The organism is Pseudomonas sp. PA-4-8C (assembly GCF_021606625.1).
Lineage (GTDB): Bacteria > Pseudomonadota > Gammaproteobacteria > Pseudomonadales > Pseudomonadaceae > Aquipseudomonas > Aquipseudomonas lactis.
The window spans coordinates 1-12,309 of sequence record NZ_WKCD01000048.1 but is presented as its reverse complement, the minus strand read 5'-3'; the positions used below and the strand labels follow the sequence as shown (position 1 = coordinate 12,309).

General features: G+C 60.9%; 8 protein-coding genes and 1 pseudogene. 3 read left to right on the top strand and 6 right to left on the bottom strand.

The genetic code is table 11. The features are described from left to right. Positions 1 to 31 precede the first annotated feature (31 nt). Positions 32 to 1,645, top strand: coding sequence for an NAD(P)/FAD-dependent oxidoreductase (locus tag GIW04_RS10930; protein ID WP_003193556.1), 1,614 nt, complete (start codon positions 32 to 34; stop codon positions 1,643 to 1,645). Between the two features lie 501 nt (positions 1,646 to 2,146). Here the strand turns inward: GIW04_RS10930 and GIW04_RS10925 are convergent. From GIW04_RS10925 to GIW04_RS10915, 3 genes are read right to left on the bottom strand one after another with little or no spacing between them, the layout of a single operon-like run. Further along, entirely contained in the window at positions 2,147 to 3,493 is a 1,347-nt protein-coding gene (locus GIW04_RS10925; RefSeq protein ID WP_019817208.1) for an ATP-binding protein, read from the bottom strand. Further along, entirely contained in the window at positions 3,490 to 4,167 is a 678-nt protein-coding gene (locus tag GIW04_RS10920) for a response regulator (protein ID WP_003193559.1), read from the bottom strand. The genes GIW04_RS10925 and GIW04_RS10920 overlap by 4 nt, the downstream gene beginning before the upstream one ends. Positions 4,168 to 4,185: 18 nt before the next feature. After that, positions 4,186 to 4,494, bottom strand: coding sequence for a hypothetical protein (locus GIW04_RS10915; RefSeq protein WP_120248474.1), 309 nt, complete (start codon positions 4,492 to 4,494; stop codon positions 4,186 to 4,188). A 138-nt stretch (positions 4,495 to 4,632) separates the two neighbouring features. On the opposite strand from GIW04_RS10915, the gene GIW04_RS10910 reads away from it, so the two are divergent. Next, positions 4,633 to 5,349, top strand: coding sequence for a 4'-phosphopantetheinyl transferase family protein (locus GIW04_RS10910; protein WP_120248476.1), 717 nt, complete (start codon positions 4,633 to 4,635; stop codon positions 5,347 to 5,349). A gap of 103 nt (positions 5,350 to 5,452) precedes the next feature. Here GIW04_RS10910 and GIW04_RS10905 read toward each other — a convergent pair whose 3' ends face one another. After that, on the bottom strand, positions 5,453 to 7,063 hold the full coding sequence (locus GIW04_RS10905; protein ID WP_120248478.1) for an ATP-binding protein: 1,611 nt from the start codon (positions 7,061 to 7,063) through the stop codon (positions 5,453 to 5,455). Beyond that, entirely contained in the window at positions 7,060 to 7,785 is a 726-nt protein-coding gene (locus GIW04_RS10900) for a response regulator (RefSeq protein WP_003193563.1), read from the bottom strand. Before GIW04_RS10900 ends, GIW04_RS10905 begins: the two co-directional genes overlap by 4 nt. Before the next feature lie 860 nt (positions 7,786 to 8,645). Here GIW04_RS10900 and GIW04_RS10895 point away from each other — a divergent pair. Continuing rightward, complete coding sequence (locus GIW04_RS10895) at positions 8,646 to 11,540, top strand: ribonucleoside-diphosphate reductase subunit alpha (RefSeq protein ID WP_120248480.1); 2,895 nt, start codon at positions 8,646 to 8,648, stop codon at positions 11,538 to 11,540. Between the two features lie 92 nt (positions 11,541 to 11,632). Here GIW04_RS10895 and GIW04_RS10890 read toward each other — a convergent pair. Further along, positions 11,633 to 12,309 (bottom strand): annotated as a pseudogene (locus GIW04_RS10890) (hypothetical protein); the annotation flags it as partial.

The following is a 12,309-nucleotide window of genomic DNA, read 5'->3' as shown; positions in this document are numbered from 1 at the left end:
CCTTCTTGCCCGCCGCCTACCGGATCCTGTCATGTTACGAATCACTGAACTCAAGCTGCCCATCGACCATCCCGAAGAAGACCTGCGCACGGCCATCGTGCAGCGCCTGGGCATCGCCAGTGATGACCTGCTCGATTTCACCCTGTTCAAGCGCAGCTACGATGCGCGTAAAAAGACCTCTGAGCTGTGCTTCATCTACACCGTCGACCTGAACGTGAAGGGTGAAGCCCCTCTGCTGCTCAAGTTTGCCGATGATCGCAACGTCAATCCGGCACCGGACGTCAGCTACAAGGTGGTGGGCCAGGCGCCGGAAGGCCTGGCTGAGCGGCCAATCGTGGTGGGCTTTGGCCCCTGCGGGATTTTCGCCGGGCTGCTGCTGGCACAGATGGGCTTCAAGCCGATCATCCTCGAGCGCGGCAAGGAAGTACGCCAACGCACCAAGGACACCTGGGGCCTGTGGCGCAAAAGCGTGCTCAACCCCGAATCCAACGTGCAATTTGGTGAAGGCGGCGCCGGTACCTTCTCCGACGGCAAGCTGTACAGCCAGATCAAGGACCCTAAATTCCACGGTCGCAAAGTGCTGCACGAGTTCGTCAAGGCCGGTGCGCCGGAAGAAATCCTCTACGTCAGCAAGCCCCACATCGGCACCTTCCGCCTGACCGGCGTGGTGGAAAACATGCGCGAGCAGATCATCGCCCTGGGCGGTGAAGTGCGCTTCGAACAGCGGGTCACCGACGTGCTGATCGAAGACGGCCAGTTGAACGGCGTGGTCATCGACGGCGGCGAGCAGATCCTCTCCAAGCACGTGATTCTTGCCTTGGGCCACAGCGCCCGTGACACCTTCCGCATGCTCCACGACCGTGGCGTGTACATGGAAGCCAAGCCATTCTCCGTGGGTTTCCGTATCGAGCACCCGCAGTCGCTGATCGACGCCGCACGCCTGGGCAAATACGCTGGCCACCCGAAGCTGGGCGCAGCGGACTACAAACTGGTGCACCACGCCAAGAATGGCCGTTCGGTCTACAGCTTCTGCATGTGCCCAGGCGGCACCGTTGTGGCCGCGACCTCGGAACCCCATCGCGTCGTGACCAACGGTATGAGCCAGTACTCGCGTAACGAGCGCAATGCCAACTCGGGCATCGTGGTAGGCATCACCCCCGAGGTGGATTACCCGGGCGGCCCGCTGGCGGGTATCGAGTTGCAGGAGCGCCTGGAGTCCCACGCCTACATCCTCGGCGGCAGTAACTACGAGGCCCCCGCGCAACTGGTGGGCGACTTCATCGCCGGCAAGCCCTCCACCGCGCTGGGCAGTGTGGAGCCGTCCTACAAACCTGGCGTGTCGTTGGGCGACCTGGCCCTGGCCTTGCCGGACTTCGCCATCGAAGCCATCCGCGAAGCTTTGCCGGCGTTCGAGAAGCAGATCAAAGGCTACTCGCTGCACGATGCGGTGCTGACCGGCATCGAGACCCGCACTTCGTCGCCGTTGCGCATTACCCGCAATGAGTCGATGCAGAGCCTGAACGTCAAAGGCCTGTTCCCGGCCGGTGAAGGCGCAGGCTATGCCGGTGGGATTCTGTCGGCGGGTGTCGACGGGATCCGGATCGCCGAGGCGCTGGCGCGGGATATGCTCGGCATCGAGGCCTAAAGCACACTGGCGGCAAGCATAAATCCAATGTGTGGCTTGCCTGCGATGAGCATAGGTATCTACACATCTTGGTGTGACGCTGGACCTGTGGCGAGGGAGCTTGCTCCCGTGACGGACTGACAGCCGACGCTGATCTAACTGACACACCACGATCCAAATGTGGGAGCTGGCTTGCCTGCGAAGACGGTCTGACAGTCAGCACAGTTGGATTGTGTACATATCCATTGCTGCGGTAACGGCCACCTAGGGTTCCGCTCTGACAGCGGCTCACTTTTGAAAAGCCGGATTGCCGGCCCAGTCAAAAGTTAGCAAAACGCTCTTGCCCCACCACTCGGCACCTCGCCTAGGCTCGGTGTGCCCGAACACAGTCTTGAATCCGTGGGCCGCCGCCCCGCGCCATCCATGGCGCGGGGCGGCTAAACCGGCATCCCTGCCGGTTTACCCCCCAAATCACTGTCGAATTACGGCCAGCGTGGTTTAACGGGGCGCTTAAGGTCAAGATCACAAGGCAGGAAAGTGAATCCTGAACGCCGCCCCACCCAACGCTGAATCTCCCAACGTCAACCGCGCGTGATAGCTTTCAATGATGTCCTTGACCACCGCCAGCCCTATCCCCTGCCCCGGGTGCTGGCGGTCGAGCCGTTCGCCACGCTGCAGAATCCGTGCACGCTGGTCCGGTGGCACACCAGGGCCGTCGTCTTCGATACACAGCTCAATGCCATCGAGGTTTTCCACCAGGCTGATACGCACTTGCTTGAGGCACAGGCGGTAGGCGTTTTCCAGCAGGTTGCCGAGCATTTCAAGCAACGCGCCCTTTTCGATAGGCACCTCGCAGGCCTGCGGCAGATCAAACGTCACGGTGACCCGCTTGTCGCGATAAACCTTTTCCAATGTATCGCACAGGCTTTGCACCACCGGTTCCAGGCGTACCTGGTGACGCACCAGGCCACTTTTTCGCAGGCTGGCACGCTGCAGTTGGTAACCGATCTGCTGGCTCATGCGTTCGATCTGCGATTGCAGCACCCACGCCTGGCTACGTTCTTCGGGGCGCTGGGCCATGTCTTCGCTCACGCCCTGCAACACCGCCAGTGGCGTTTTCAGGCTGTGGGCCAAGTCATCGAGTGAGTCGCGGTAGCGCGCACGCTGTTCGCGCTCGCTGTGCAGCAAGCGGTTGAGGGAGCCGGTCAGGCGCAGCAGTTCGCGGGGGTGTTCTTCGCTGAGGCTTTCGCGGGTGCCGCCTTCGATCTGGTCGAGCTCATGGCTCAGGCGCCGCAGGGCTTGCAGGCCCCAGGTCAGGCCCAGCCACAACAACGTCAACAACACCAGCAAGGCCGCGCCGAACCCGAGGTAGAGGTTCTCACGCAGGCCTTCGAGGGTCAGTTGGTATTCGCGTACCGGCTGCAGGGCGACAATGCTGAACGCCGCGCTCTTGCCTCCCAGCAGCCGCACCTCGACGTCATACACAAAGAATTCCTGGCCATTGGCCTCGCGAATCCGCGCAAACTCGTTGCCGCGCCCGTCGTAGCGCGGTTTGTAGTTGATGTTTTCTTCCTGGGTCGCCCGCGAGCGCCATACCAGATGGCCTTCACGGTCGTAGATATAGCCCAACAGCCGACTGTCGGTGAGGTTGAAACGCTCATCGGGCAACTGCGCCGGCATCAGCAGGCGGTTATTGTCGACCCGCGCCGCGGAAATCAGCGTGGTCACATCCGAGGCCAGGCGCTGTTCGATGGAATCCTGCAGCGCCAGGCTGAATGCGCCTTGCATGGCCGGCAACAAGCCGAGCATAAATAGTACGGCCAAAGTGGCGGCCGCCAGCATCAGGCGTACACGTAGCGAACGAATCAACGGCAGCGCTCATTGAACAGGTAGCCCAGGCCACGCACGGTATCGATCGGCTTGAACCCGGCCGGGCCTTCCAGCTTGCGGCGCAGGCGGCCGACCAGCACTTCGATCACGTTTGGATCGCGCTCGTCGTCATCCGGGTACAGTTGCTCCATCAAGCGGTCCTTGGCGACCACTTGCTGATGATGACGCATCAAGTATTCGAGGATCCGATACTCGTAGGCGGTCAGCGCCAGGGGTTGCTCGTCCAGGGAGGCTTGCTTGCGGTTGAGGTCTAGCAGCAGCGGCCCGGCAACAATAGTCGATTGAGTAAAACCGCTGGAGCGGCGCAGCAAGGCGTTCATGCGCGCCTCCAGCTCTTCGAACTGGAACGGCTTGACCACGTAGTCGTCGGCCCCGGCCGCCAGGCCTTCCACCTTGTCCTGCCAGTTGCCGCGGGCGGTGAGGATCAGGATCGGGAAGGTCTTGGTCTGGGTGCGCAACTGGCGAATCAGGTCCAGGCCGCCCATACCGGGCAGGCCAAGGTCGATGATCGCCAAGTCATGGTTGAATTGGCCGGTCTGGTACAGGGCTTCTTCGGCATTGGCCACGGCTTCGACCACATGCCCGCTGTCGGTCAGGCGGGTAAACAGGTGATGACGCAGCAGCGCCTCATCTTCCACCACCAGCAATTTCATAAGGTTCTCCACTGCAATTCAACTAGCCGACAGGGGGATATCATAGCGGCCCTGCAGCTCTTGGGGGCGCAGTTTTATGCCATTGTAGTGGCCGATCAGGTGCGCGTAGCCGCTGCGATAGTCGGGTTGCGCAGGGGTAGCGCCCAGGGCCTGGCCCCACGGCGCGGCCTGGGTGCCGGCGTCTTCGAAGCTGACACGATGGATCAGGTTGCTGGATTTCTTGGTTTTCTCGCTGCCAAAGGCCGCAAAGGCGCCATCGGACGCCTGCACGCCAGCAGTGGCGCCAAGCATGGTCAAGGCCAACATCAGCTTTTTGATCGCAGTCATGGTGGTTACCTCATACGCGTTTGGGCTGTGGGGTCCAGACTACGCAGGCGCCCCTGAACTCCCCCTGAACAGGCTCTGAACCGCAGCTGAACCGCACCGGGCTATCCACTGGCCCGCCAACTCGGCAAAATACCGCGCATGACGCCCCTACCCGCTTGCTGCACCCCACTCGATGATCATTGGCCGTTGCCGGTTCCCTTGCCGGGCACGGTGTTTTTGAGCACGCGATTCGACCCAGCTTTATTGAGCCCGGGCGATTTCCAGCGCTGCGATGTACCGCCGCCGGCGAGCATCCAGCGCTCGGTCGCCAAGCGCCAGGCGGAATTTCTCGCCGGCCGCCTGTGCGCGCGCGAAGCACTGCAACGACTCGATCATCTGCACTGCATCCCGGCCATTGGCGAAGACCGCGCCCCGGTCTGGCCAGGGCATATCAGTGGTTCCATCACCCACAGCACCGGGCACGCTGCGGCGATTGTCGGGCACAAGGCGCAATGGCACGGGCTGGGCATGGACCTGGAGCACCTGCTGTCACCGGAAAGGGCGGACCGCCTGGCCGGGGAGATCCTGACCGCCGATGAGCTGCAACGCATGGCCGCCCTGCCCCGTGAGCAACAGGCCTTGCTGGTGACGCTGACGTTTTCGGTGAAGGAGAGCCTGTTCAAGGCGCTCTATCCGATCGTGCACAAGCGCTTTTATTTCGAGCATGCCGAGGTGTTGGAGTGGTCAGCGGCTGGGAGAGTGCGTCTGCGGTTGCTGACCGATCTTTCGCAAGAGTGGGGCCATGGCAAAGAGCTGGAAGGGCAGTTTGTGGTGCAAGGGGAGCAGTTGTTGAGCCTGGTGGCTATCGCAATGTAGGAGCGAGCTTGCTCGCGAAAAACTCACAGGCGCCGCGTTTATTCATGCAGCGCGCGTTATCGTTGAGTTTTTTCGCGAGCAAGCTCGCTCCTACAGTTGGGTTTCAGGGCTTATCCTGATCCCTGGGCCAGCTCAGGCTGAAGCACGCCCCGCCCAGGTTGTTGCTCTTGCTGATCAACGCCCGCCCGCCGTGCCAATAGATAATCCGCCGCACGATCGACAACCCCAGGCCATGCCCGCCAGAGGCGCGGGTACGGCTGTCATCCAAGCGCAGGAACGGCGTGAAGATCCGCTCCCAGGCGCTTTCCGGCACGCCGGGGCCGTCGTCTTCCACATCGATGCGACAACGCACCTGCCCTACCTGATAACTGATCAGCACCTGGCCCTTGGCATGGCGCATGGCGTTACTCACCAGGTTTTGCAGGGCGCGGTGCAGGTAGCGCGGCTCGGCATCGACCCAGGCGTCATCCCAATGCGCCGAGGACAGGCAAATACCCCGGGTGACGGTGACCTGCGGGCGCAATGGCGATAATTCGCCAATCACCTGGTCGAGCAATGCATTCAGGTCCACGCGCTGGAAATTCAGCTCCGGCGCGCCCTGTTCCAAGCGGGCATAAGTGAGCATCTCGTCCACCAGGCCATCGAGGTCCTGGATATCGCCATCCATGCCTTCCAGGTATTTGCGCCGGGCTTCGGGCGTGGCAGCGTCACCGATCATCTCCAGGCCAAAACGCAGGCGCGCGACCGGTGTGCGCAGCTCGTGAGACACCGCGCGAACCAGCTCGCGCTGAATCGCCAGCAATTGCTGCAAGTGCTCAGCCATGCCATTGAAAGCTGCCGCCAGGCGCCCGACCGAGTCGGCGCCGCGAGCCGGCACGCGCACTTCCAGGTTGCCCTTGGCGATACGCGTGGCCGCCGCCTCCAGACCTTTGAGCCGGCGCTCCAGTTGTCGCACCAGCAGATAGACGATCAAGCCGATCAGGGTCAGGCCGATCAAGGTGATCAGGATCAGCCACTGCGCCGGGTAAGGGTTCATCTGGTACAGCGGGCCGATCTCCAGTACCCACGGGGTGCCGACCATCCCGGCAAACACGCGAATCGAATCGCCGCCCTTGCCCAGCGCCATCACCGTATCGCCCTCCGCCACGCGACGACGCTGGTCGTCGTCCATGTTGGCCTGGTCAAGGGCCGTCAAGTGCATTTCAAAACCAAAACCCTTGGCGTGCTTGATGTCGGCCAGACGCTGGGGTTGTTCGGCCACCGGGAAACGCACCAGTTCGTCGGCCAGCAGGTAAATAGTCGCACGGGCCAATTGCTCGCTGATCTGCTGCACCTCGCCGGTAAGCACCAGTTGCTCTTGCTCGCTGACCAACCGCAGCACCCGCGCCGCGTGGGGGCCGGTCTGTTCCACCAGGACCTGGCCGCGTTGCAGGCGGTTGCGCTGGCCCAGGTCCAATTGCGCGTCGGTGAACGTGCGCAGCTCCAGCGGAATGCCCAGCAAACGCTCCCACACCGCCAAAGCGCGCTGGCGTTCAATGGTGCTCATGGGTTGCAGGTTATCGCCCATCAACGCAAAGGTGCCGTGAGCCAAGCGCTCACGGTACTGGCCGCTGCGCACGTCATTGAGCAGGTGCAGCGCCAGGGCGCCGAGCAGCGCCACCAGGATCAGCGCCGCGCACATGCCGCCGTAGATGCGCAGGAAGATCGAGTTCACAGCGGCATATCGGCAGCGGCTTCGGGGACGAACAGGTAGCCTTTGCTGCGGATGGTCTTGATCAGGCGTGGGTGGATCGGATCGTCGCCGATCTTTGGGCGAATGCGCGAGATACGCACGTCAATCGAGCGATCCTGGCCGTCATAACCAATGCCGCGCAGGGCGATGAAGATTTCTTCGCGGGACAGGATGCGCCCGGCGTTCGCAACCAGCAGCCACAAGAGGTCGAATTCCGCGCTGGTCAGTTCGATGCTGCCCTCATGCAACCAGGCTTCGCGCAAGGCATTGTCCACCACCAGCGGACCAAACTGCAGGCGGCGCTGGTTTTCCACTGCAACGGGCAACGCCGCTTCGCTGCGGCGCAGCAGCGCCTGGATACGCGCCAGCAACAAGCGCGGGCGCACGGGTTTGCACACATAGTCGTCGGCGCCCATGTCCAGGCCCAGCACCTGGTCCATGTCATCGGTGCGCGCGGTGAGCATCAGGATCACGCCGTCATAACGCTCGCGCACCTTGCGGCAGATGCTCAGGCCGTCTTCGCCGGGCAGCATCAGGTCGAGGATCACCAGGTCCGGCTGCTCGGCGATGATGCGCGCCACGGCCTTGGCACCATCGCCTTCTACCGACACGCGCAGGCCGTTGCTTTCCAGGTACTCACGGGTCAACTCGGCGAGTCGCTCGTCGTCCTCGACTATCAGTATCTGCCAGGCTTCTTGCTCCATGCGCTACCTCGTTGTTATTAGAATTTCTTCTGGCCGACACAATCGAATGTGAAATACGGTCGGTGTGGGAGCTGGCTTGCCTGCGATGGCGGTGGGTCAGCGAGGCTGTGGGTGGCTGATACACCGCCATCGCAGGCAAGCCAGCTCCCACCTATTGATCTTCAGCAGGCATAGCCTGTTTGTCATGTTGTGAGGGCATAACAAAGGCCGATTGTAGCCATGCACCGCCCCTTGAACACAAGCCGGGAAATCCATTCGGTCATGGCGATTTTTTGTGGTAGGGTTCGCGCCCTCAAAATTCCCGCCGGCAGTTTCTACCCGGGAATATTCGGTGACAAACGGTGTAATCCAGTAGTAATGCGGCCTACACGGGTGTTCCATGATTCATACACATTTTACCCACAGCGTTATCCACAGGTAGTGCGTTGCTAAGCCCCCCAAAACGCATTATCTTGTACCTCGGCGCTAAAAAAACCCTACATGTAGGGTTTTCAGCGAAAAGACCAAACACATATCCGGCAAGAAACTCAAGCGCTTTCTTGCTCGTGTTTGGTTGAACCAAAGCATTTTTTGAAAGCCCAAACCGCGCACGCGGATGGCAACCGTTTTCCAGCCCGATTGGCAGAAAACGGTACGGGTGTTGCAGGGCTTGAATGGGGCCACTGTCACCCACCAGGAATACGGCGAAGGGCTCCCCGGCCCCGAACCAAAGACTTCGGCATGGAAGCGGCGCGATGAGCTCCCTTCCTCCTGTCCCGAAGTTGTTATGCCAGGCCCAGGCCTGCTGTAAGTGCTTCAGGACGGAACGGTGGGCACCGTGATGGTGCCCAAATAAATATAGAATGTGGAGACACCCCCTCATGCAAACCGACACAACTCGCGAGAACCCGCAAGGCTCCGTGCCGCAGGCCGCTGATTCGAACCTGGATCTGTCCGCCACTGCACCTGGCCAACTGCGCGTGATCAAGCGTAACGGCACTGTCGTTCCTTATACCGATGACAAAATCACCGTCGCCATCACCAAAGCGTTTCTTGCAGTTGAAGGCGGCACCGCTGCCGCTTCGTCGCGCATCCACGACACCGTTGCCCGTCTGACCGAACAGGTCACCGCGACCTTCAAGCGTCGCATGCCATCGGGCGGCACCATCCACATCGAAGAAATCCAGGACCAGGTCGAACTGGCCCTGATGCGTGCCGGCGAACAGAAAGTGGCCCGCGACTACGTGATCTACCGTGACTCGCGCGCCAAGGAGCGTGCCGTACGTTCCCCGGCCGAAGAAGCCGCCGTACAAGCGCACCCGTCGATCCGCATCACCCTGGCCGACGGCAGCTTCGCACCGCTGGACCTGGGCCGCCTGAACACCATCATCACCGAGGCCTGCGAAGGCCTGGAAGAAGTCGACGGTGACCTGATCCAGCGCGAAACCCTGAAGAACCTGTACGACGGCGTGGCCCTGACCGACGTCAACACCGCCCTGGTGATGACCGCCCGTACCCTGGTCGAGCGTGAGCCGAACTACTCGTTCGTGACCGCCCGCCTGCTGATGGACACCCTGCGTGCCGAAGGCCTGGGCTTCCTGAAAGTCGCCGACAGCGCCACTCACCACGAGATGGCCGACCTGTACGCCAAGGCCCTGCCGGCCTACATCGCCAAAGGTATCGAATTCGAATTGCTGAACCCGATCCTGGCCACCTTCGACCTGGAAAAGCTCGGCAAGGCGATCAACCACGAACGTGACCAGCAGTTCACCTACCTGGGCTTGCAAACCCTGTACGACCGTTACTTCATCCACAAGGACGGTATCCGCTTCGAACTGCCGCAAGTGTTCTTCATGCGCGTGGCCATTGGCCTGGCGATCGAAGAGAAGAACAAAGAAGACCGCGCTATCGAGTTTTACAACCTGCTGTCGTCCTTCGACTACATGTCGTCGACCCCGACCCTGTTCAACGCCGGTACCCTGCGTCCACAGCTGTCGAGCTGCTACCTGACCACCGTGCCGGATGACCTGTCGGGCATCTACCACGCGATCCACGACAACGCCATGCTGTCCAAATTCGCCGGCGGCCTGGGTAACGACTGGACACCGGTGCGCGCACTGGGTTCGTACATCAAGGGCACCAACGGCAAGTCCCAGGGCGTCGTACCGTTCCTGAAAGTGGTGAACGACACCGCCGTTGCCGTGAACCAGGGTGGCAAGCGCAAAGGCGCTGTGTGTGCCTACCTGGAAACCTGGCACATGGACATTGAAGAGTTCATCGAGCTGCGCAAGAACACCGGTGATGACCGTCGTCGTACCCACGACATGAACACCGCCAACTGGATCCCGGACCTGTTCATGAAGCGCGTCTTCGATGACGGCAAGTGGACCCTGTTCTCGCCATCCGAAGTACCGGACCTGCACGACCTGACCGGCAAGGCCTTCGAAGAGCGCTACGAGTACTACGAAGCCCTCACCGAGTACCCAGGCAAGGTCAAGCTGTTCAAGACCATCCAGGCCAAAGACCTGTGGCGCAAAATGCTGTCCATGCTGTTCGAAACCGGCCACCCATGGTTGACCTTCAAGGACCCATGCAACCTGCGCAGCCCGCAGCAGCACGTGGGCGTGGTCCACAGCTCGAACCTGTGCACCGAGATCACCTTGAACACCAACAAGGACGAGATCGCCGTTTGCAACCTGGGCTCGATCAACCTGCCGAACCACATCGTCAACGGCAAGCTGGACACCGTAAAGCTTGCACGCACCGTCAACACCGCCGTACGCATGCTCGATAACGTCATCGACATCAACTACTACTCGGTGCCACAGGCGCAGAACTCCAACTTCAAGCACCGCCCGGTTGGCCTGGGGATCATGGGCTTCCAGGACGCTTTGTACCTGCAGCACATTCCTTACGGCTCCGATGCAGCCGTCGAGTTCGCCGACAAGTCCATGGAAGCGGTCAGCTACTACGCGATCCAGGCTTCCTGCGACCTGGCAGACGAGCGTGGCGCCTACGAGACGTTCCAGGGTTCGCTGTGGTCCAAGGGCATCCTGCCGCTGGATTCGCAACAGATCCTGATCGAAGCCCGTGGCCAGAAGTACATCGACGTTGACCTGAACGAAACCCTGGACTGGGCGCCGGTACGTGCCCGTGTGCAGAAAGGTATTCGTAACTCCAACATCATGGCCATCGCGCCGACCGCCACCATCGCCAACATCACTGGCGTGTCGCAGTCGATCGAACCGACCTACCAGAACCTGTATGTGAAATCGAACCTGTCTGGCGAATTCACCGTGATCAACCCATACCTGGTTCGCGACCTCAAAGCCCGCGGCCTGTGGGACTCGGTCATGATCAACGACCTGAAGTACTACGACGGTTCCGTGCAGCAGATCGAACGCATCCCGCAAGAACTCAAAGAGCTCTACGCGACCGCGTTCGAAGTGGACACCAAGTGGATCGTTGACGCCGCCAGCCGTCGTCAGAAATGGATCGACCAGGCCCAGTCCCTGAACCTGTACATCGCCGGCGCCTCGGGCAAGAAGCTGGACGTGACCTACCGCATGGCGTGGTACCGTGGCCTGAAAACCACTTACTACCTCCGTGCCCTGGCCGCGACCAGCACCGAGAAGTCGACCATCAACACCGGTAAGCTGAACGCTGTTTCCAGCGGTAACCACGGTGATGACTCGGTACTCGCAGCGCCAGCCGGCCCGGCACCTGTGCCAAAGGCCTGCGCGATTGACGAACCCGATTGCGAAGCTTGCCAATAAGCTGAGCCAGTCCAGGGGGATTGCCCCTCTGGTTTGAAAAAGCCCGATAGACCCCGACTGCATAGGGTTTATCGGGCTTTTTGCTTATCGCCTTAGAGAAACGCGTACGCAATACCTTGCTTGGGCGCGCCACCTCTGCGCCCCCACAACTCCACCCGCCCGTCGATGACCGCCATCGAATGGCGATCGTAGGCCACGACACCGAGCTTGCCGCTCGCCAGCTCACTGCTTGAAGACTGCCTGTATAGCCCTTTCAACCCCAGGCGATCCAATGCTTCGTGGGGCATTTCGCCGTTGTTCAAACTTTGCATCGCGTGGGCGAAGCTTCTTTTGGATTGACTAGGGTTGTCGTCCAGGCCATTACCTTCAATCTGTGCCCGCTTGGCGCTCGCTGCGAACATGAAGTTGGCATCCGTCATCATCCCCGGATTGTCCCCCTTGAACTGCGCATACCTGGCCGCCTGCTTTAATTCATCCTTGGATAGATTAAGTTCGAAGCCGTCGCGCATCTTCACGTGATAACCGTCTGCCGTCTCTTTTACCTCCTTGAAAACGTCGGTGGGTTTCTGGCCGAACTTCATCATTGCGCCCTTTATCGCTGACACCGTGACGCAGTTGCCATCGGGCCCCTGGCTGAATCCACTCCAGATGTTGTCCGGCTTTTTCCCTGGGTTACTTTGATCAGGCTTGTAGTTAAAGTGCTTGGAACCTTCGGTAATCGGCAGATTACTCATGGGCTCGCTGGGCCCGAAATTACCGGGGCCTGGCC